We start from the raw sequence: 19974 nt of genomic DNA on the forward strand, positions 1-19974 counted from the left end.
CAGGAAGTTCCCAGGATTCTCGCAGCGGCATGCCAGAGCTCTCCGGGAGAATCGACGCCGTGACCGACAAGACCCCCGAAGCGCGGATCCTGATCGTCGACGACGAGCCGAGCATCGTCGAACTGCTCTCGGTGAGCCTGAAGTTCCAGGGTTTCGAGGTCGAGACGGCGGGAAACGGCGCCGAGGGACTCGACCGGGCCCGGGCCTTCCGGCCGGACGCGGTGATCCTCGACGTCATGATGCCCGGGATGGACGGGTTCGGGATGCTGCGCCGGCTCCGGGCCGACGGTTCGGACGCGCCGGTGTTGTTCCTGACGGCGAAGGACGCCGTGGAGGACAAGGTGTCCGGCCTGACCCTGGGTGCGGACGACTACGTCACCAAGCCGTTCAGCCTCGAGGAGGTCATCGCCCGGCTGCGGGTGATCCTGCGGCGGGCCGGCAAGGTGTCCGAGGACGAACGCTCGTCCCGCATCACCTTCGCCGACATCGAACTCGACGACGACACCCACGAGGTGTGGAAGGCCGGCAGGCCGGTGTCGCTCTCACCCACCGAGTTCACCCTGCTGCGGTACTTCATGGTCAACGCGGGCACGGTGCTCAGCAAGCCGCGGATCCTCGACCACGTGTGGAGCTACGACTTCGGCGGGGAGGTCGGCGTCGTGGAGTCGTACGTCTCCTACCTCCGCCGCAAGGTCGACACCGGGGACAAGCCGCTGATCCACACCCTGCGCGGGGTCGGGTACGTCATGCGGGAACCCCGCGAGTGAGCCGCATGCGGGCGCTGCCGCTGCGGTTGGCGCTGGTCGCGGCGCTGGTGTCGTTGTCGGGGCTGGGGCTGCTGGCGTCCGGGGTGGCGGTGACGTCCGCTTTGCAGGGTTCGCTCCTCGCCCGCACCGATCAGGATCTGCGCACCGCGGCGCAGACGTGGGCCAAGCCGCCCGGTGCCGGCCGCGAGCTGCCGCCGCCGGACGCCCCGAGTTCGAATCGCCCGCCGAGCCCGTTCTATGTGCGGGTCGTCGGCCCCGACGGGGTGGAGCGGTTCGTCGTCAACGACGAGTCCACGTCGCCGGCGCTGCCCGGCGAGCCGGCGGGGGAGCCGGTGACCGTGGGTTCCGTCGACGGTTCCGACGTGCGCTGGCGGGTGGTGTCGACCCGCAGCGCCGCGGGCATCGTGACCACCGTCGGGGTCACGCTGACCTCGATCGAGGAGACCGTGGATCGGCTCGTCGTGCTGCAGGTCGGCATCGGCGCCGCGGTGCTGCTCGTTCTCGGGGTGGCCGGCTACTTCGTGGTGCGGCGCAGCCTGCGGCCCCTGGTGGAGGTCGAGCGCACCGCCGTGGCGATCGCGGGCGGGGATCTGCACCGGCGGGTTCCCGAACGGGATCCGCGCACCGAGGTCGGCCGGCTGTCGGTGGCGCTGAACGTCATGCTCAGCCAGATCCAGTCTGCGTTCGCGGCGACGGCGTCGTCGGAGGAATCCGCGCGCAGATCCGAGGAGAGGATGCGACGGTTCGTCGCCGACGCCAGCCACGAGCTGCGCACCCCGCTCACCACGATCCGAGGATTCGCCGAGCTCTACCGCCAGGGCGCGAGCAGCGACACTGCGATGCTGATGGACCGCATCGAGAGCGAGTCCCGGCGCATGGGGATCCTCGTCGAGGATCTGCTCATGCTGGCCCGCCTCGACGCGCAGCGGCCGCTCGAGCGGAAGCCGGTGGACCTGCTGGCCCTGGCCGCCGACGCCGTGCACGATGCGCGGGCCGTCGCGCCCGATCGCACCGTCGGGCTCGAGGTGGTCGACGGTCCCGGTACCCCGGAGGTGCTCGGCGACGACGCGCGGCTGCGGCAGGTCCTCGGCAATCTCGTCACCAACGCCCTCACCCATACCCCGGCCGACGCCCGCATCACCGTACGGGTGGGCACGATCGGATCCGATGCGGTGCTCGAGGTTCTCGACACCGGCCCCGGCCTGAGCGAGGCCGACCGTGCCCGGGTCTTCGAGCGGTTCTATCGCGCCGACACGTCGCGCACCCGATCGTCGGGCGGCAGCGGTCTCGGACTGTCGATCGTCGCGGCGCTGGTGGCGGCCCACGGCGGCCGCGTGGAGGTGGAGTCGGCCGTGGGCGCCGGTTCCACGTTCCGGGTGCTCATCCCGCGGATGCCGGTGGAGTGACGATCCGGCCCTCGGCTACGGTGACGTAACTGACTTTCGAGTAAGGAGACGTCGCGTGGGACTGTCGGGGACGGCGCAGCGCGCCCTGCGCAACGCCTGGGCGCTGTTCGTCGGCGACGGAATCGAACCGCCGCACGCCACCGCGTCGGCCGTCGTCGCCGACGGACCGCACCGTACCCTGCGCCGCTACGGCGAGCCCGACGCGGGTGCCCCCGTCCTGCTCGTGCCCCCGCTCGCCGCGCCCGCACGCTGCTACGACCTGCGGCCCGGGCAGAGCCTCGTGCAGCACCTCGTCGACGCCGGCCGCAGCGTCCACGTCCTCGACTTCGGCACCATGGACCGTTCCGACCGGCACCTCGGCTTCGAGCACTGGGTCGACGACATCGTGCCCGAGGCGATCGCGCGGGTCTCCGAACTGTGCGGCGGCCGCGACGTCGACCTGGGCGCCTGGAGCCTCGGTGGGACCCTGTGCCTGCTCACCGCGGCCGCCCACCCCGGGCTGCCGATCCGCTCGATCACCGCGTTCGGCACGCCGATCGACTACGCGCGCATCCCCTTCCTGGGGCCGGCCCGCCACCTCGGACGCGCCCTGGGCGAGCCCGCCCTCACCGCCGTGACCCACCTGCTCGGCGGCGTGCCCGCCCCGCTGGTGCAGATCGGCTACCGGGCCACCGCCCTCGAACGCGAACTGACCCGGCCGTGGTTCGTCGCCTGCAACCTCGCCGACGCCGACACCCTGGCCCGGATGGAGGCGATCGACCGGTTCCAGGCCGACATGCCCGGCTACCCCGGCAGGCTGTTCCACCAGATGGCGATGCGCATCACGGTCGCGAACGATCTCGCGACGGGCCGGGTCCGCTTCGACGACCGGACGATCGACCTCGCCGACGTCTCCGTGCCCGTGCTCGCACTCGGCGGCAGCGACGACGTGCTCGCGCCCGTCCCGGCGGTCGAGGCGATCCGCCGGGTGCTGCCCGGCTCGCCCCACGTGCGGTTCGAGGTCGTGCCCGGCAGTCACCTCGGGCTGCTCGCCGGCCTCACCGCCCGCGGCACGTCGTGGGCGCACTTCACCGCGTTCCTCGACGACCCGTCGGCGCCGGTGCCGACGGGTCCCGGCGCGTCAGTCGGGGACGTTGTCCGCGTACCCGAGTTCTCGTAGCGCGGCCTTCAGCTTCGCCTGCGCCTCGTCGAGCGACTCCGGCGACGGGTCCTTCTCGGCCTTGCTGATGTCGAAGTCGCCGAGGTCGTACGCCGGGAAGACGTGCAGGTGCAGGTGCGGCACCTCGAGGCCCGCGACGAGCAGGCCCGCGCGCGGCGCGTCGAACGCCGAGCACACCGCCCGGCCCATGATGCGGGCGACGTCGCCGACCTTGCCCCACACGTCGGCGTCGACGCTCTGCCAGTGGTCCACCTCCTGACGCGGCACCACGAGCACGTGGCCCTGGTTCACGGGGTTGATGGTCAGGAAGACGACGACGTCGTCGTCCTGCCACACGAACCGGCCCGGCAGGTCGCCGGCGATGATCATGCTGAACACGGAAGCCATACCGGGGAGAATAGGCGGACCGCCGCGCGCGCCGCCTCTCGTATCCTCGTCGCATGTCGTCGCCGCAGCCGCCCCGGACGGGCCCGCTGCGCGCGCTCGTCGCCGACCTGATCGACCGGCACCTGCGCATCGTCGCGGCGGGGGAGCGGCGCGTGGTCGGGCTCTGCGGCCCACCCGGCGCCGGCAAGAGCACCGCCGCCGACCTGCTCGTCGGCCTCCTCCGCGACGCGGGCATACCCGCCGCGGCCGCGCCGATGGACGGCTTCCACCTGTCGAACCACCGGCTCGACGCCCGCGGCACCCGATCCCGTAAGGGTGCGCCGGAGACGTTCGACGTCGCCGGGTTCGCGGCGCTGCTGCGCCGCATCCGCGACGACCGCACGGAGACCGTCCACGCCCCCGAGTACTCGCGCCGCCTCCACGAACCGATCGCCGCGTTCCACGAGATCACCCCCGAGACCCGCGTCGTCGTTACCGAGGGCAACTACCTGCTCCTCGGCGACGGCGGGTGGGAGCGGATCCGCCCGCTGCTCGACCTCGTCGTCTACCTCGACGCACCGGGCGACGAGCTCGCCGCCCGGCTCATCCGGCGCCATCGGGCCACCGGATCCACCGCCGAGCAGGCCGCCGAGTGGGTCCGCACGGTGGATATGCCCAACGCGCGCACCGTCGCGCGGACCCGCGACCGCGCCGACCTCGTGTGGTGCCCGGTGGAGGGGAACGACCGAGGCGCGGGAGCGGCCCGCTGGAGCCGCGCGGATGCGTCGGTCCGAGGCCCCGGACCGGTCCCGTAACCTGTGCTGCGTGCGCGTACTCGTTATCGGCTCCGGTGCCCGTGAACATGCCCTCGTCCTGGCCCTGACCCGCGATCCCGGCGTGACGGCCGTGCTGGCAGCCCCCGGCAACGCCGGCATCGGCCGGATCGCCGAGCAGTTCCCGGTCGACGCCGCCTCCGCCGAGGAGGTCGTCGCGCTCGCGAAGGAACAGAACGTCGACCTCGTGGTCATCGGCCCGGAGGTTCCGCTCGTCCTCGGTGTCGCCGACGCCGTCCGCGCCGCGGGCATCGCCTGCTTCGGCCCGTCCGCCGCGGCCGCCCGCATCGAGGGCTCGAAGGCCTTCGCCAAGGACGTCATGCAGACCGCCGGGGTGCGCACCGCGCACAGCGAGGTCGTCGACAATCCGGCCGAGCTCGACGAGAAGCTCGACCGCTTCGGACCCACCTGGGTGGTCAAGGACGACGGGCTCGCCGCCGGCAAGGGCGTCGTCGTCACCACCGACCGGGCCGCCGCCCGCGACCACGCGGCGGAGATCCTCGAGAACGGGCACCCGGTGCTGCTCGAATCGTTCCTCGACGGCCCCGAGGTCTCGCTGTTCTGCCTCGTCGACGGCGAGACCGTGGTGCCGCTGCTGCCCGCGCAGGACCACAAGCGTGTCGGCGACGGCGACACCGGCCCCAACACCGGCGGCATGGGCGCCTACACGCCGCTGCCGTGGCTGCCCGAAGGCATGGTCGACACGATCGTCGAGGACGTCGTCCGGCCCGTCGCCGCCGAGATGGTCCGCCGCGGATGCGGCTTCTCGGGCCTGCTCTACGCGGGCCTGGCCATCGGCAAGGACGGCCCGGCCGTCGTCGAATTCAACTGCCGCTTCGGCGATCCCGAAACCCAAGCCGTGCTCGCCCTGCTCGAGTCGCCGCTCGGGGAGGCGCTGAACGCGGTCGCGACCGGCACCCTGGCCGAGCTGCCGCCGCTGCGCTGGCGCGACGGCGCCGCCGTCACCGTGGTGCTGGCCGCCGAGTACTACCCGGCCAGCCCGCGCACGGGCGACGTCATCACCGGGGCCGACGCCGACGGGGTCCTCCACGCCGGCACCAGGCTCGCCGACGGATCGCTGGTCTCCGCCGGCGGCCGCGTGCTCAGCATCGTCGGCACCGGCGCCGACCTGACCGCCGCCCGCGACGAGGCCTACGCCACGCTCGCCGGCATCAAGCTGCCGGGCGGGCACTTCCGCAAGGACATCGGCCTCGCCGCCGTCGAGGGCCGGATCACCGTCTGACCGTCCCCGGCCGCCGGTCGCCCCCGGGCCCGCGACTACCGTCTGGTGACGTGCGGAGCGAATCGCAGCGATCCCGGATCCAGACCTTCCACGTCATGGACGTGTGGAAGGCCGCCACCGAGCGGCAGCGCACCCACGGCGACGTGCTGAGCCTGGCGGCGGGTCAGCCGTCCACGCCGGCACCCGCCCCGGTGCTGCGCGCCACCCACCGCGCGCTCGACGACGAGCTGCTCGGCTACACCGAGACGTTCGGGATCCTGCCGCTGCGCGCGGCGATCGCGGGCTACCACCGCGACCGCTACGGCATCGACGCCGACGCCGACGACGTGGTCGTCACCACCGGATCCTCCGGGGCGTTCACCCTGCTGTTCCTGGCCGCCTTCGACGTCGGCGACACGGTCGTCGTCGCCCGGCCCGGCTACCCCGCCTACCGCAACACCCTCGCCGCGCTCGGCTGCACGGTCGTCGAGCTGGACTGCGGGCCGCACACCCGCTACCAGCCGACCGTCGAGATGCTCGAGGCCCTCGACGGTCCGATCGCCGGACTCGTCGTCGCCAGCCCCGCCAACCCGACCGGCACCATGATCGAACCGGCCGAGCTGGCCGCGCTGGCCCGCTGGTGCGACGACCACGGCGCGCTGCTCATCTCCGACGAGATCTACCACGGCATCGAGTTCGGAACGCACGGTGCGCCCGCAACGAGCTGCGCGTGGGAGACCTCCCGCGAAGCCGTGGTGATCGGCTCCGTGTCCAAGTACTTCTCGATGACGGGATGGCGGCTCGGCTGGATGCTCGTGCCGGAGGGACTGCGCCCGCCGCTGCAGCGGCTGGCCTCCAACATGACGGTGTGCCCGCCGACGATCTCCCAGTACGCGGCCGTCGACGCGTTCGGCGCGGAGGCCCGGGCCGAACTCGACGGCCACGTCGCGCGGTACGCGGCCAACCGCGAGCTGCTGCTCCGGGGCCTGCCGGAGCTGGGGATCACCGAGCTTGCGCCCGCCGACGGCGCCTTCTACGTCTACGCCGACATCGGTCACCTGCTCCCGGCCGGCGAGAACTCCACCCGCTGGTGCGCCCGGCTGCTGCAGGAGACCGGAGTGGCGCTCGCGCCCGGCGTCGACTTCGACACCGTGCACGGCGACCGGACCGTCCGGCTGTCCTTCGCCGGTTCCACCGCGGACGTGCGGGCGGCGCTGGAACGGCTGCGCGCCTGGTTGCCCACACCGTGACGAAACCCGACAGATAGGTCCTACCTGCGAGTATTCGGGCCGTTTCCCTCAGGCGTGACCACCGGGACTGGCACCATGACAAGGGTGTCGATCGCAGCCACCCCGAAGGGCGAACGGCGCCGCCAGGCGCTCGTCGAGGCGGCGGCCGACCTGATCCTCGAGGGCGGGATCGATGCCGTCCGGCACCGCGCCGTCGCGCACCGCGCCGGACTTCCGCTCGCCTCGACCACCTACTACTTCCATTCCCTCGACGACCTGATCGCGAGCGCGGTGCAGCACAACGGGCGGCGCGAGCTCGACGCGATGCGCTCGCGGGTGCAGTGCGTCCCGCCGAGCGACCGCAGCCCCGAGTCCACCGCGGACCTGATCGTCGACCTGCTCGTCGGCCCCGGCGGGGTCGGCGAGATCGAACGCGAGCGCCTCATCGCCCGCTACGAACGGTGCGTCGCCACCGCCCGGCACCCCGAACTGCGCGACGTCCAGCATGAGTTGCGCGTGCAGATCGATCAGCTGCTCACGGACCTGCTGCAGCGGTGCGGGCGCTCGGTGCACGAGCCGCAGTTGCGGCGGCTCGTCGCGGTCGTCGACGGGGCCGTGCTCGGCGCGCTCGGCGATCTCGAGCCCGATCCGCGGGCCCTCGCGCGGGGCATCCTGCCCGACGTCGTGGAGCGGGTGGCACCGCCTGCCGAACAGGAGGCGTGACGGGGCGCCGTAAACTGATGTCCTGTGAGTCGCATCCCGAACGTTCTTGCCACCCGTTATGCCAGCCCGGACCTGACAGCGCTGTGGTCGCCGGAGCACAAGATCGTGCTCGAGCGCCAGCTGTGGCTGGCGGTCCTCCGGGCGCAGGCGGAACTCGGGATCGACGTCCCGCAGGAGGCCCTGGCCGACTACGAGCGGGTGCTCGAGCAGGTCGACCTCGAGTCGATCGCGGCCCGCGAGCGCGTCACCCGCCACGACGTGAAGGCCCGCATCGAGGAGTTCAACGCCCTCGCCGGCCACGAGCACGTGCACAAGGGCATGACCAGCCGCGACCTCACCGAGAACGTCGAACAGCTGCAGATCCTGCGCTCCCTCGAGCACGTGCACGCCCACGGCGTCGCGATCGCCGCGCGGCTGGCCGACCGCGCCGCCGAGTACTCGGCGCTGGTGATGGCGGGCCGGTCGCACAACGTCGCCGCGCAGGCCACCACCCTCGGCAAGCGGTTCGCGTCCGCCGCCGACGAGCTGCTCATCGCGCTCACCCGGTTGCGCGAGCTGATCGCCCGGTACCCGCTGCGCGGCATCAAGGGCCCCATGGGCACCGCGCAGGACATGCTGGACCTGCTCGGCGGCGACGCCGGCAAGCTCGCGCGTCTCGAGGCGACGGTCGCCGAGCACCTCGGGTTCGCGAACGTGCTCACCAGCGTCGGTCAGGTCTATCCGCGCTCGCTGGACCACGACGTGCTCTCCGCGCTCGTGCAGGTCGCGGCCGGGCCGTCGTCGTTCGCGCACACCGTCCGCCTGATGGCCGGGCACGAGCTCGTCACCGAGGGCTTCCAGCCGGGCCAGGTCGGCTCGTCCGCGATGCCGCACAAGATGAACACCCGTTCCTGCGAGCGTGTCAACGGCCTGCAGGTGGTGCTGCGCGGGTATGCGTCGATGGCCGCCGAGCTCGCCGGCGCGCAGTGGAACGAGGGCGACGTGTTCTGCTCGGTCGTGCGGCGCGTCGCACTGCCCGACGCCTTCTTCGCCCTCGACGGCCTGATGGAGACGTTCCTGACGGTCCTCGCCGAGTTCGGCGCGTACCCGGCGGTGATCGAGAAGGAGCTCAACCGCTACCTGCCGTTCCTGGCCACCACCAAGGTGCTCATGGCGGCGGTGCGCGCGGGCGTGGGCCGCGAGACGGCCCACGAGGTCATCAAGGAGCATGCGGTCGCCGTGGCGCTGGCGATGCGCGAGCAGGGCCGCGAGCCGGACCTGCTGGACCGGCTGGCCGCCGACGAGCGGCTGCCACTGGATCGAGCGGCTCTCGACGCCGCGCTGGCCGACCGGTCGGCGTTCGTCGGGGCCGCGGAGGCGCAGGTCGCCACCGTCGTTGCGGCGGTGCAGGACCTCGTCGAGCAGTACCCGGACGCCGCGAAGTACACGCCGGCGCCGATCCTGTAGGGATCGTCCGGAACGGGCTGCCGGGGGATTTGTCAGATGGGGGTAGCCGAAGTGCAGGGGAGAAGATGTTGGCTGGGAAGCCGGGTAATTCCGTACGAATTCGGGATGCGGTGCGGACACGAGCCGCGCTGCTCGACGCCGCGACGGAGGTCTTCCTCCGCGACGGATACGCCGCGGCGGCGACCGAGGAGATCGTCGCCGTCGCGGGCGTGACCCGCGGGGCGCTCTACCACCACTTCGCGAACAAGCGGGACCTGTTCCGCGGCGTCGTGGAACGGATGCAGGTGGAGACCGAGGAGACGCTCGCGGCGATCGAGGGGAACGATCCGTGGGACTCGTTCACCGCGGCGGTGCTCGCCTCGCTCGACGTCGTGTACGACCCGGCGATCCGCCGATTGCTGCTCATCGAGGCTCCCGCGGTGCTGGGCTGGGCGGAGGTGCGGGAGGGGCACCGCAAGAACACCATCATGATCACCGAGCGCGCGCTGCGGGCCATCGCGCGGCGCAGCGGTGAGCCGGCCCCGCAGTCCTCGGCGCTGGCGCACATGATCGTCGCGGCCGTGGAGGAGGCCATGCTCTACCTCGCCCACAGCGACGACCCGGTCCGCGAACGGCCGGAGGTGCAGGCGCAGCTGCTGCAGCTCCTCGAGGGCGTCCGGCGGCCGGCACCCGTCCAGGAGAGTGCGTGAGCGACTGCGTGTTCTGCGCGATCGTCGCCGGCACCGCGCCGGCGAGCATCGTGCTGGACGAACCGGACGTGTTGGCGTTCATGGACATTCGCCCGTTCACACCGGGACACCTGCTGGTGATCCCGAAGCGTCACGCGTCCGGTCTCGCGCACCTCGATCCGCAGGACGGCGCGCGGGTGTTCGACGCGGGCCGGCGCATCGCCACCGCACTGCGCGCGAGTTCGCTCCCGATCGAGGGGGTCAACCTCTTCCTGGCCGACGGCGTCGCCGCCGGCCAGGAGGTGTTCCACGTACACCTGCACGTCGTTCCGCGGCGTCGCGGCGACGGGTTCGGGCTGCGGGCGGTGCCGCGCACGCCGAACCGCACCGTACTCGACGGGACCGCCGAGACGATCCGCGCGGCGCTGAGTGTGGGTTCCGATTGAGGCCGGGTGAATCCTCCGGACTCACCCGGCCAGATCGTCCGGGCCCACTTCGTCGTCACGCCACGCCGACGCGCTGACGCCCTGGCCCGACCGCAGCCACAGGATGCCAACGGTCAGGGCCGAGGCGAGCGAGCCGACGAGGACGACAGCGCGGCCGGAACGTCCGCGCCTGCGGAGCCGGCTCACCGGGGAACGGGAGGAATCGGTCACCGCACCATCCTCCCTCATCCCTGATGCGGCGGACATGTGCCCGATGGGCGCCTGCCCCGGCCGGCGACTGCATTGCCCTCGTCTCCCGGGCGCGGGAGACTGTCTGTGGACGGCGACCCGGCGAGTCGCAGGCGTTCGAGGAGGCGGTCGTGGAGTTGCAGATCGTGGCGGTCGACGAGTCGGACGACATGAACCTCGTCGGGAGATCGCCGGGATGATCGACGGGCGGCCGCCTGCCCGCGTGGAGTCGAGTTCCGACGTCGCCGACCGTAAAGCCCTGCTGCGCACGATCGGCTACAAGCTGTGAGCGGCCCCGTGCCGGACCGTCGGTAACCGGGTGCCGAGCCCGCGCGAGAGGAGACGACCGTGTCCGCTCGAAAGTCCGTACATCCGGGGATTCACGGATACGCGCGCAGCGACTTCGCGGCCGTACGGCAGGCGTTTGCCGAGAACTTCGCCCGCCGTGGGGAGTTGGGCGCTGCCTGCTGCGTCTACTACCGCGGCGAGAAGGTGGTCGATCTGTGGGGCGGGGTACGGGACAAGGCGACCGGCGAACCCTGGGAACGGGACACCATGGCGCTGGTGTTCTCCGCCACGAAGGGGATGGCCGCCATGACCGTCGCGCTGGCCCATTCCCGTGGATGGCTCGATTTCGACGAGCGCGTCTGCACCTACTGGCCCGAGTTCGCGCAGAACGGCAAGGAACGGATCACCGTCCGCCAACTGCTGGCCCACCAGGCCGGGCTGTTCGGTTTCGACGAGCCGGTGGATGTCGGGGTCATTGCCGATCCGGACCGGCTGGCCGCGATCATGGCTCGCCAGAGACCGGAGTGGGAGCCGGGGGCGCGGCAGGCCTACCACGCGATCAGCCTCGGCTTCTATCAGGGTGAACTCGTTCGCCGGGTCGACCCGCAGCACCGCACGCTGGGGCAGGTCTTCCAGGACGAGATCGCGACCCCGCTGGGGCTGGAGTTCTACATCCGTCTCCCGGCCTCCGTTCCCGACGCCCGACTTGCCCCGCTGGTGATGCGGAACCCCTTCCTGAACCTCGCTGAGCTGTCGCCGCGGCTGTTTCCGGCGTTCCTGAACAAGCGGTCGGTGTTCTACCGCTCGCTGGTCGCCAACCCGGGAACGCTCGTGGCACTGGACGCGGACACGATCTACGCACGCGATCTGGAGGCACCGTCCGGCGGAGGTGTGGGCACGGCACGCGCCCTGGCGCACGCCTACGGCGTCCTGGCCACCGGCGGTGCGGAACTCGGCATGCGCCCGGACACGCTGCACGAACTGACGGCCCCGCCGGTGCCGCCCCGGAACGGATTCCACGACGCGTGCATGCTCGGGGACATCCGGTTCTCCCTCGGTTTCATGCGCCCGAGTCCCGACTGGTCTTTCGGCGGGCCCCGGTCGTTCGGCGCGCCCGGTGCCGGCGGCTCCTTCGGCTACGCCGATCCGGATGCCGGGATCGGCTACGGCTACGTCTGCAACCGCATGGGCAAGTCTCGAAACGATCCGCGCGACGTCGCTTTACGTGCCGCGATGACCCGCGCCGTAACGTCGACCTGAGCCGGGGCGGTCGCGTACCCGGCCCCGGGGGTCGATCGAAAGACCCCTCCGGAGAAGGTGTTCGGCGGATGTCAGGCCTTCGACAGCGCCGTCGGGTGGGGTTCGGTGTCGACGCCGGGGATGCCGCGCCCGCGCAGGGAAGCCCCGGCCGTCTCTGCCACGAAGTACAGCGCGACGAGGCCGACGACGCATGCCCCCATCATGTAGAAGGCGGGCACCAGGTCGTTGCCGGTCCGTTCCACCAGCCACTCGTTGACCGCCGGTGCGGTCCCGCCGAACAGCGACGTCGAGACGTTGTAGGCGATCGCGAAGCCGGCGAAGCGCACGTGGGTGGGGAACATGGCCGGGAATGTCGCCGAGATGGTCGACAGCTGCAGGACGTACAGCAGACCGAGGACGGTGAACGCGACGATCGCCCACCCGAAGCTGATGCTCATGAGCTTGTACATGGGAACCGCGAAGAGCAGCAGGCCGCCCATCGAGATCGTCCACATCGGCTTGCGGCCGATCCGGTCGGACAGGGCGCCCGCGAACGGGATGACGGCCATCATCGCGAGCTGGCCGATCACGACGAGGAACAGCGACGCGGTGCTCGACAGCCCGATGCGGTTCTCGAGGTAGGTGGGCATGTAGCTCAGCAGGGTGTAGTTGCAGACGTTGAGGGCGACGACCAGGCCCATCAGGGTCAGGATGGGCCGCCGGTACTGCACGAGCAGGTCCTTGAACTGCGTGCCGGTGTCGTGCTCGACGGCGCCCTCGGCTTCGAGTTCCCGGAACACCGGGGTGTCGTCGAGCCTGGACCGCAGGTACAGGCCCACCAGGGCGAGCGGTCCGGCGACGAAGAACGGCAGACGCCAGCCCCACGTGCTCATGAACGCGTCGGTGGAGACCAGGTCGACGAACAACACGATGAGCGCGCCGAACGAGAACCCGCCGAGGGTGCCGAACTCCAGGAAGCTGCCGAAGAACCCGCGCTTGCGGTCGGGGGAGTACTCGGCCATGAACGTCGCGGCGCCGCCGTACTCGCCGCCGGTCGAGAAGCCCTGGATCATGCGCAGCAGAACCAGCAGCAGCGGCGCCCAGAACCCGATGGACGCGTACGACGGGACGGCGCCCAGCAGGACGGTCGCGGTGCCCATCAGGATGATCGTGAGCGCGAGCACCTGCCGGCGGCCGAGGCGGTCGCCGAGGGGGCCCCACACCAGCCCGCCGAGGGGACGGACGAGGAAGGACACGGCGAAGACGCCGAGGGTGAGCAGGGTTGCCGACTCGAGATCGTCGGGGAAGAACGCGCCGGCGATGTAGGTGGCGGTGTAGGCGTACACGCCGTAGTCGAACCACTCGGTGAAGTTCCCCATGGCAGAGGCGCTGATGGCGCGCCGTAGATGCCCCGGTGGGACCTCCTGGGGCTCACCCTTCCGGCCGGCGTTGGTGGTGCTCACGACACTTCCCTTCGTTCGGACAACCGTCCCTGCGTACCCACAGAGCGCACGCGGGATCCGGTCGATGCGACGATGGAGAGAGTTCGTTACTGTTCCGTAATTGTTCTTCTGGGGTTTCCCGCATGGTGGACGCCGCCGCGCACGGGGGTGGGGGGTGCGAGCGGTTCAGTCGTGGTGCAGCGCGCCGGCCTTCAGCGCCGCGGCGTTGATGCGGGTGAGCACGTCGTGCAGTTCCTCCAGCTCGGCCAGGCTCACGCCGAGCTTGCGGACGACCGTCTCCGGGACCGTCGCGGCCCGCGCCCGCAGGGCCCGGCCTTCGTCGGTCAGGTCGACGACGAGTTGCCGCTCGTCCAGCGGGCTGCGGGTGCGGGTGATCAACCCGGTCGACTCGAGCCGCTTGAGCAACGGCGACAGGGTGGGGGAGTCCAGCTGCAGGGCCCGGCCGATCTCCTTCACCGACATCGGGGCGTCGCCCCACAGGGCCAGCATCACCAGGTACTGCGGGTGGGTCAGGCCGAGCGGCTCGAGCACCGGCCGGTACACCGAGAGCACCGCCCGGTTGGCGACGGCGAGCGCGAAGCAGACCTGACGGTCCAGGGCGAGCGGGTCGTCCGTCGCCCTCGCCGACCCGGCTTCGACCCCGGCCGACTGCGGGCGGGCCTCCGTGCTCATGGTCTCGATGCTACCCAACCGGTGACCTGCCCATTGCCGTCGCCTCGCACCCGCTGCCGCGCACCCTCCCGGCGGCGGTGTTACGCGGCGATGACGGGATTCCGGCCGATGTGAGCTCCACGAAATGCGGCGTTGTTCCAGGGATGACCAACGCGAAATCGACTGCACGTCTACTGATTGCAGGCCGCAGCCGGGCGAGATCACCGGCGCGCCCGCCGAATCCACCGATCTCCGAGGAGAACTCAGTGACCGACATCGAGCAGACCATTGCCGACAACATCGCCAGGTCCCTGGCCGAGATCCCCCATCCGGCACTGCCCAAGGGCACCAACCTCTACGGCTCGACCAAGATCTTCCCCGACTATCGGGCCGAGGACGGCGAGTGCTACTTCACCCTCGTGCACGGCATCGCCCACGAGTCGTCGGTGAGCTTCGTCGCGGTCCTGCAGGCCACGCGCGCGCTGCGCAAGGGCTTCGAGTCGGCCATCTACTTCTACGGCACCGGAGCGATGAATGCCGTTGCCACACGCGGCTTCCCGACGACAGGTGACAACGGGTTCCCGGGTGAGCAGAACATCAACGACGCGCTGACCACCTTCATCACGGAGGGCGGCAAGGTCTTCGTGTGCCGGTTCGGCCTCGCGCTGCACGGGCACCGGGAGGAGGACCTGATCGAGGGCGCCATTCCCGCCCACCCCCTGGACGTGCAGGACGCGATCATCCACTACGCCCGCAAGGGCGCCATCATCAACTCCACCTACATGGTCTGAAGGGTGACACCATGAGCGGTCTCTCGACCCGGGTCGACCTGGCCGTCCGCGGCATCCGGTCCCTCGAGGCGCCGGTGCACAGGCGTTCCGGCGCCGGCCCGAGCGACGACGGGCACGTCCTGATCGGCGGGGTGGGCGGCGCGATCCCTATCCGGTCCGACAGCCCGTACACGGTGGACGGCACCCGGCTGCTGCTGGACGGAACGGACATGGGCCTCGACGTCGAGCCGGTGCGCCGGCCCAGGTTCTACGACCTGCAGACCGCGGACGGCGTCTCCTACGAGAAGATCGCCCGCCTGCACGGCGCCGACGTCCTGGCCACCACCGTGGTGCAGACCTGTATCCGGTACGACCCCGACCAGCGCTGCCGCTTCTGCTCGATCGAGGCGTCGCTGGCGGCGGGTTCGACGGTCGCGGTCAAACGTCCCGAGCAGCTCGCCGAGGTCGCCGCGGCCGCGGTCCACCTCGACGGGGTCACCCAGATGATCATGACCACGGGCACCTCCGCCGGGACGGACCGGGGCGCCCGCCACCTGGCCCGCTGCGTGCGCGCGGTCAAGGCGGCCGTGCCGCACCTCGCCGTCCAGGTGCAGTGCGAACCGCCCGGCGATCTCGCCACCCTCACCGACCTGCGCCGGGCGGGCGCCGACTCGATCGGCATCCACGTCGAATCCCTCGACGACGGCGTGCGCCGGCGCTGGATGCCGGGCAAGGCGACGGTTCCGCTCGCCGAGTACCGGGCGGCGTGGGCCGAGGCCGTGCGCGTCTTCGGGCGCAATCAGGTCTCCACCTACCTGCTCGTCGGACTCGGCGAGGACGCCGACGAACTCGTCGCCGGCGCAGCCGAACTCATCGCGATGGGGGTCTACCCGTTCGTGGTGCCGTTCCGGCCCCTCGCCGGCACCCTCGCCGTCGACGTCGACGGGGCGACGGCCCCCGACGCGACGCTGCTCGAGGACGTCACCCGGCGCGTCGCCGCGCAGCTGCGGGCGGCGGGCATGGCCGGCTCCGACCAGAAGGCCGGATGCGCCGCGTGCGGCGCGTGCAGCGTGCTGCAGAACGCGGGAGGCTGACATGACATCCGAATCCGGTTCCCGGACCACCGAACTGTTCGACCCCGCGGTGCTCGCCGGTCCCGCACCGGCGCCGCCGCCCGGCTTCCTCGTGCGCGCGGCGGCCCACGCCGGCGACGTGGCCGCCTACCACCGGCTGCGCCGCGAGACGTTCGTGCTCGAGCAGGGACTGTTCGCGGGCAGCGACCGGGACGACCTCGACGACGATCCCCGCACCGTCGTCCTGGTCGCTGCCGCACCCGACGGCGCCGTCCTCGGCGGGGTGCGGCTCGCCCCGGCCACCGACGGCGTGGACCTCGGCTGGTGGACCGGCAGCCGCCTGGTCGTCGACAGCCGCAGCCGCCACGGCGGCGGCATCGGCCGGGCCCTCGTCCGCGCGGCCTGCGCGTACGCCGAGTCCCACGGCGTGCTGCGCTTCGACGCGACCGTGCAGGCACCCAACGAGCCGATGTTCACCCGACTCGGTTGGGTCCGCCGGGACGACGTCGTCGTCGCCGGTGCCCCGCATGTGCTGATGCAGTGGCCGCTCGACCGCATCGAACGGCTCGTCCGGTCCACGAAATCGGTCCTGGCGCAGGTCTTGGCGCCGTTGGACCGGGATCCGGACGGGCTCGGTGGCAACGGGTTTCGTGGTGACGACGGTGCGCCCGTCCCCGGCAGCGACCTCGTCGCGGCGTGCGACGCGATCGTGCCGGCGATGGTCCAGCGCGATCCCGAGTGGGCGGGCTGGTGCGCGGCCCTGGTCAACCTCAACGACCTGTCCGCGATGGGTGCGACGCCGGTCGGGATGCTCGACGCCGTCGGCGCCCCCAACCGCTCGGTGCTCACCCGCGTGCTCCGCGGGCTGGCGCACGCCGGCCGGATGTGGAACGTGCCGATCCTCGGTGGCCACACCCAGCTCGGCGTCCCCGCCGCGCTGTCGGTCACCGCGCTCGGCGCGGCGGCCGAGCCGATCCCGGCGGGCGGTGGCTCCGCGGGCCACGACCTCCGCCTCACCGTGGACCTGCGCGGCCGGTGGCGACCGGGATACACCGGACAGCAATGGGATTCCACCTCGACGTGCACGTCCGAGGAGCTCGCGCTGCTCGGGTCCTTCGTCCGCCGCGCGCGGCCGGCGGCGGCCAAGGACGTGAGCATGGCCGGACTCGCCGGCACCGTCGGGATGCTGGCCGAAGCGAGCGGCGTCGGCGCCGTCCTCGACGTCGCGAGGATTCCCCGGCCGGCGGGCGCGACGATGGGCGACTGGATGGCGTGCTTCCCGGGCTTCGCGATGGTGACCGCGGACCGGCCCGGACGCCCCACGCCGCCGAGCGGACCGGCTGTGTCCGCGGTGTGCGGGGAACTGACCACACGACCGGGGGTCGGCCTGCGCTGGCCCGACGGCATGATCACGAACGCGGTGCACGGCACCGTCACAGGATTGGGAAGAGCATGAGCGAGATCGGAATCTCGGTCGCGGCGGCGGAATTCGGCCGCGACATGGAGCAGTCCTACGCGACGATCGCGGCACTGATCGACCAGGCCCGCGCCCGCGGCAGCGACCTGCTGGTGCTGCCCGAAGCGTGCCTCGGCGGGTACCTGCCGAGCCTCGGCGGTGGCGACGAGAGCGAGGCGGCGCGGGAGCGGCGCCTGCGCGCGCTGCCGCCGGCGCTCGCACTCGACGGACCGGAACTGCGGCGGGTCGTGGACCTCGCCGGCGACCTCGTGGTGACCCTGGGCTTCTGCGAGGCCGACGGGCCGACCCGCTACAACGCGGCCGTGACGCTGCACGGCGACGGCATCCTCGGCTCCTACCGCAAGGTGCACCAGCCGCTGGGCGAGAACCTCTGCTACGACGCCGGCGACCGCTACGCGGCGTTCGACACGCCGATCGGCCGGATGGGCATGCAGATCTGCTACGACAAGGCGTTCCCCGAGGCGGCCCGCGCCCTGGCGCTCGACGGCGCGGAGATCGTCACGTCGCTGTCCGCCTGGCCGACGGCCCGGACCGCGCAGGCCGCGGCTCTCGCGGACGATCGGTGGACGCAGCGCTTCGACATCTACGACCGGGCCCGGGCCACCGAGAACCAGGTGGTGTGGGTGGCGTCCAACCAGGCCGGCACCTTCGGGTCGCTGCGGTTCGTGTGCAGCGCCAAGATCGTCGGGCCGGGTGGGGAGATCCTGGCGACCACCGGCACCGACCCCGGCCTCGCGTCCGCCCGGCTCGACGTGCGCGCCGAACTCGACGCGATCCGCGGCGGCGGCATGTACAACCTGCGGGACCGGCGGCCCGAGGTCTACGGCGACGTGGTGGCCCCCAACCTGGTGACCGGGACGCAGCTGAGCCGCGAGCAGCGGCCGGCGTCCCTCCGCGGCGCAGGTGTGCCGGCCCATGCCTGAAATGACCTGCACGGTGCGGTGGCCCGACGGCCGCGCCGGCGAGTACTACTCGCCGTCCCTGGTGATGCACGACCATCTGACCGCGGGCGCGGAGTACGCCGTCCGGGACTTCGTCGACCGCACTCGCCTGGCCCTCACCGAGGCGAGCGAACGCGTGCGCGTCAAGTTCGGCATGTACTGCACCTCCGCGGCCGCGACACTCGCGGAGATCGAGGCGGCGGCCGGTCGTTACGAACCCGATGCCGTCGTGCGGGTGCTGGCCCTGGATCCGCCCACCGTCGACGCCGCGCCGGGCGGCGCCGGCGCAGCCCACCGACCGGAAGGAACAGTCCGATGATCGAGAACCGTGACGTCGTCGTCGTGGGCGGGGGCCAGGCCGGTCTGTCCGTCAGCTGGCACCTCGTGCAGCGGGGCATCGACCATGTGGTGCTCGAACGGGACGGCATCGCCCACGAGTGGCGCGACAGCCGGTGGGACAACTTCACCCTCGTCACCCCCAACTGGCAATGCAACCTGCCCGGCTACAGCTACCGCGGCGACGATCCGGACGGGTTCATGACCCGCGACGAGACGTACGCGTTCGTCCGCGGCTACGCCGGCACCTTCCACCCGCCGGTGCGCGAGGGCGTCGCGGTCACGTCGGTGACGCAGGCGGCCGGCGGCGGCTTCGATGTGCAGACCACCGCAGGCCCGATCCGGGCGCGGCAGGTCGTCGTCGCCACCGGCGGCTACCACGAGCCCGTGGTGCCGCGGTACGCGGAGAAGCTGCCCGCGCACCTCACCCAGCTGCACTCCTCGCGGTACAGGTCGGCGTCCGCGCTGCCGGACGGTGCGGTGCTGGTGGTCGGCAACGGGCAGTCCGGCGCGCAGATCGCCGAGGACCTCATGCTCGCCGGCCGGCAGGTCCACCTGGTGACCGGGAGCGCACCGCGGGTGGCGCGGTTCTACCGCGGGCGGGACTGCGTGGCCTGGCTGCACGACATGGGCACCTATGACGTGCCCATCGCCGAACACCCCGGCGGAACCGCCAAACGGGAGAACACCAATCACTACGTCACGGGCCGCGACGGCGGTCGCGACATCGACCTGCGGTCCTTCGCCCTCGAGGGGATGCGCCTCTACGGCAGGCTGCTCGGTGTGGACGACGGAGTGCTGCGTGTGGCGCCCACCCTCGGCGCGTCGCTCGACGCGGCCGACGCCGTGGCCGAGAGCATCAAGGACATGATCGACGACCACATCGCGCGGGAGGGCATCGACGCCCCGCCGGAGGAGCGGTACGTCCCGGTGTGGCGACCCGCCGAGGAACCCACCGGCCTGGACCTGGACACCGCCGGGATCGGCTCGGTGATCTGGTCGATCGGATTCCGGACGAACTACCGCTGGCTGCACGCCGGGGTCTTCGACGGTGCCGGTCTGCCGTGCCACAATCGGGGCGTGACCTCGGTGCCCGGCCTGTACTTCCTGGGCCTGCCCTGGCTGCACACGTGGGGATCGGGACGGTTCGCCGGAATCGCGCGCGACGCCGAACACCTCGCGGACCGGATCGAGCTCGAGGCCGGACTGCGGGCCTCGATCGGCGCCCCGGCCTGACGGGCGC

At 71.9% G+C, this 19974-nt stretch carries 21 protein-coding genes and 1 pseudogene; 18 read left to right on the forward strand and 4 right to left on the reverse strand.

The features are described from left to right. The first annotated feature begins 29 nt into the window (after positions 1–29). The 3 genes from KZJ41_RS05095 to KZJ41_RS05105 are packed head-to-tail and all read left to right on the forward strand — an operon-like array spanning position 30 to position 3332. Positions 30–767 (forward strand): response regulator transcription factor, encoded by a 738-nt coding sequence (locus tag KZJ41_RS05095; protein WP_170914022.1) that lies wholly within the window; start codon positions 30–32, stop codon positions 765–767. Next, on the forward strand, positions 764–2173 hold the full coding sequence (locus KZJ41_RS05100) for a cell wall metabolism sensor histidine kinase WalK (protein WP_065923015.1): 1410 nt from the start codon (positions 764–766) through the stop codon (positions 2171–2173). The genes KZJ41_RS05095 and KZJ41_RS05100 overlap by 4 nt, the downstream gene beginning before the upstream one ends. A gap of 55 nt (positions 2174–2228) precedes the next feature. After that, positions 2229–3332 (forward strand): alpha/beta fold hydrolase, encoded by a 1104-nt coding sequence (locus KZJ41_RS05105; RefSeq protein ID WP_043801495.1) that lies wholly within the window; start codon positions 2229–2231, stop codon positions 3330–3332. On the opposite strand, the gene KZJ41_RS05110 is transcribed toward KZJ41_RS05105, so the two are convergent. Beyond that, positions 3294–3719 carry an HIT family protein gene (locus KZJ41_RS05110; protein WP_029541228.1) on the reverse strand — a complete coding sequence of 142 codons (426 nt, stop codon included), beginning with the start codon at positions 3717–3719 and terminating at the stop codon, positions 3294–3296. The genes KZJ41_RS05105 and KZJ41_RS05110 overlap by 39 nt on opposite strands. A 53-nt stretch (positions 3720–3772) precedes the next feature. Between KZJ41_RS05110 and KZJ41_RS05115 the strand changes: the two genes are divergently transcribed. The 7 genes from KZJ41_RS05115 (at position 3773) to KZJ41_RS05145 (ending at position 10265) form a co-directional block, all read left to right on the forward strand. Beyond that, the gene (locus KZJ41_RS05115; RefSeq protein WP_050034606.1) at positions 3773–4513 is read left to right on the forward strand and encodes a nucleoside/nucleotide kinase family protein; all 741 of its coding nucleotides are present in this window, start codon (positions 3773–3775) and stop codon (positions 4511–4513) included. 10 nt (positions 4514–4523) lie between these two features. Then, entirely contained in the window at positions 4524–5774 is a 1251-nt protein-coding gene (gene purD / locus KZJ41_RS05120) for a phosphoribosylamine--glycine ligase (RefSeq protein ID WP_029541231.1), read from the forward strand. Positions 5775–5824: 50 nt separating this feature from the next. Beyond that, the gene (locus KZJ41_RS05125) at positions 5825–7003 is read left to right on the forward strand and encodes a pyridoxal phosphate-dependent aminotransferase (RefSeq protein ID WP_029541234.1); all 1179 of its coding nucleotides are present in this window, start codon (positions 5825–5827) and stop codon (positions 7001–7003) included. Between the two features lie 84 nt (positions 7004–7087). Continuing rightward, on the forward strand, positions 7088–7705 hold the full coding sequence (locus KZJ41_RS05130) for a TetR/AcrR family transcriptional regulator (RefSeq protein WP_029541237.1): 618 nt from the start codon (positions 7088–7090) through the stop codon (positions 7703–7705). A 24-nt stretch (positions 7706–7729) separates the two neighbouring features. Beyond that, a complete protein-coding gene (gene purB, locus KZJ41_RS05135; protein WP_043801500.1) occupies positions 7730–9151 on the forward strand; it encodes an adenylosuccinate lyase in 1422 nt (473 codons plus the stop codon). Between the two features lie 110 nt (positions 9152–9261). Then, positions 9262–9840 (forward strand): TetR/AcrR family transcriptional regulator, encoded by a 579-nt coding sequence (locus KZJ41_RS05140; protein WP_006931853.1) that lies wholly within the window; start codon positions 9262–9264, stop codon positions 9838–9840. Then, positions 9837–10265, forward strand: coding sequence for an HIT family protein (locus tag KZJ41_RS05145; RefSeq protein WP_006931860.1), 429 nt, complete (start codon positions 9837–9839; stop codon positions 10263–10265). The genes KZJ41_RS05140 and KZJ41_RS05145 overlap by 4 nt, the downstream gene beginning before the upstream one ends. A 21-nt stretch (positions 10266–10286) precedes the next feature. Here KZJ41_RS05145 and KZJ41_RS05150 read toward each other — a convergent pair whose 3' ends face one another. Beyond that, the gene (locus KZJ41_RS05150) at positions 10287–10475 is read right to left on the reverse strand and encodes a hypothetical protein (RefSeq protein WP_029541253.1); all 189 of its coding nucleotides are present in this window, start codon (positions 10473–10475) and stop codon (positions 10287–10289) included. 199 nt (positions 10476–10674) lie between these two features. Between KZJ41_RS05150 and KZJ41_RS28585 the strand changes: the two are divergent. Both KZJ41_RS28585 and KZJ41_RS05160 read left to right on the forward strand, forming a co-directional pair. Continuing rightward, positions 10675–10782, forward strand: a pseudogene (locus KZJ41_RS28585) (adenosine-specific kinase); the annotation flags it as partial. Between the two features lie 59 nt (positions 10783–10841). After that, positions 10842–12041, forward strand: a complete 1200-nt coding sequence (locus tag KZJ41_RS05160) for a serine hydrolase (protein ID WP_251550336.1) — start codon at positions 10842–10844, stop codon at positions 12039–12041. 71 nt (positions 12042–12112) lie between these two features. Here the strand turns inward: KZJ41_RS05160 and KZJ41_RS05165 are convergent, their stop codons facing one another. Both KZJ41_RS05165 and KZJ41_RS05170 read right to left on the reverse strand, forming a co-directional pair. Next, a complete protein-coding gene (locus KZJ41_RS05165; RefSeq protein ID WP_232334203.1) occupies positions 12113–13399 on the reverse strand; it encodes an MFS transporter in 1287 nt (428 codons plus the stop codon). 249 nt (positions 13400–13648) lie between these two features. Continuing rightward, the gene (locus tag KZJ41_RS05170) at positions 13649–14155 is read right to left on the reverse strand and encodes a MarR family winged helix-turn-helix transcriptional regulator (protein WP_050034609.1); all 507 of its coding nucleotides are present in this window, start codon (positions 14153–14155) and stop codon (positions 13649–13651) included. 245 nt (positions 14156–14400) lie between these two features. Between KZJ41_RS05170 and KZJ41_RS05175 the strand changes: the two genes are divergently transcribed. From KZJ41_RS05175 to KZJ41_RS05200, 6 genes are read left to right on the forward strand one after another with little or no spacing between them, the layout of a single operon-like run. Then, complete coding sequence (locus KZJ41_RS05175; protein WP_006931869.1) at positions 14401–14925, forward strand: MSMEG_0572/Sll0783 family nitrogen starvation response protein; 525 nt, start codon at positions 14401–14403, stop codon at positions 14923–14925. A gap of 11 nt (positions 14926–14936) precedes the next feature. Then, the gene (locus KZJ41_RS05180) at positions 14937–15998 is read left to right on the forward strand and encodes an MSMEG_0568 family radical SAM protein (protein WP_050034610.1); all 1062 of its coding nucleotides are present in this window, start codon (positions 14937–14939) and stop codon (positions 15996–15998) included. 1 nt (position 15999) lies between these two features. Next, positions 16000–17433: an MSMEG_0567/sll0787 family protein gene (locus KZJ41_RS05185; protein WP_050034611.1), complete on the forward strand. Its 1434-nt coding sequence runs from the start codon at positions 16000–16002 to the stop codon at positions 17431–17433. After that, entirely contained in the window at positions 17430–18377 is a 948-nt protein-coding gene (locus tag KZJ41_RS05190; protein ID WP_006931873.1) for a carbon-nitrogen hydrolase family protein, read from the forward strand. Before KZJ41_RS05185 ends, KZJ41_RS05190 begins: the two co-directional genes overlap by 4 nt. Then, entirely contained in the window at positions 18370–18714 is a 345-nt protein-coding gene (locus KZJ41_RS05195; RefSeq protein WP_065923013.1) for an MSMEG_0570 family nitrogen starvation response protein, read from the forward strand. Before KZJ41_RS05190 ends, KZJ41_RS05195 begins: the two co-directional genes overlap by 8 nt. Further along, positions 18711–19967: an MSMEG_0569 family flavin-dependent oxidoreductase gene (locus KZJ41_RS05200; protein ID WP_029541279.1), complete on the forward strand. Its 1257-nt coding sequence runs from the start codon at positions 18711–18713 to the stop codon at positions 19965–19967. The genes KZJ41_RS05195 and KZJ41_RS05200 overlap by 4 nt, the downstream gene beginning before the upstream one ends. Positions 19968–19974 lie beyond the last annotated feature (7 nt).

The sequence above is a fragment of the Rhodococcus sp. 11-3 genome, assembly GCF_023704055.1.
GTDB lineage: Bacteria > Actinomycetota > Actinomycetes > Mycobacteriales > Mycobacteriaceae > Rhodococcus > Rhodococcus aetherivorans.

Excerpts from the sequence above, each read along its gene's own strand:
- KZJ41_RS05200 (WP_029541279.1), top strand. The coding sequence starts at position 18,711 with ATGATCGAGAACCGTGACGTCGTCGTCGTGGGCGGGGGCCAGGCCGGT.
- KZJ41_RS05115 (WP_050034606.1), top strand. The coding sequence starts at position 3,773 with ATGTCGTCGCCGCAGCCGCCCCGGACGGGCCCGCTGCGCGCGCTCGTC.
- KZJ41_RS05180 (WP_050034610.1), top strand. The coding sequence starts at position 14,937 with ATGAGCGGTCTCTCGACCCGGGTCGACCTGGCCGTCCGCGGCATCCGG.
- KZJ41_RS05185 (WP_050034611.1), top strand. The coding sequence starts at position 16,000 with ATGACATCCGAATCCGGTTCCCGGACCACCGAACTGTTCGACCCCGCG.
- KZJ41_RS05195 (WP_065923013.1), top strand. The coding sequence starts at position 18,370 with ATGCCTGAAATGACCTGCACGGTGCGGTGGCCCGACGGCCGCGCCGGC.
- KZJ41_RS05165 (WP_232334203.1), bottom strand. The coding sequence starts at position 13,399 with ATGGGGAACTTCACCGAGTGGTTCGACTACGGCGTGTACGCCTACACC.
- KZJ41_RS05110 (WP_029541228.1), bottom strand. The coding sequence starts at position 3,719 with ATGGCTTCCGTGTTCAGCATGATCATCGCCGGCGACCTGCCGGGCCGG.
- KZJ41_RS05170 (WP_050034609.1), bottom strand. The coding sequence starts at position 14,155 with ATGAGCACGGAGGCCCGCCCGCAGTCGGCCGGGGTCGAAGCCGGGTCG.
- KZJ41_RS05190 (WP_006931873.1), top strand. The coding sequence starts at position 17,430 with ATGAGCGAGATCGGAATCTCGGTCGCGGCGGCGGAATTCGGCCGCGAC.
- KZJ41_RS05095 (WP_170914022.1), top strand. The coding sequence starts at position 30 with ATGCCAGAGCTCTCCGGGAGAATCGACGCCGTGACCGACAAGACCCCC.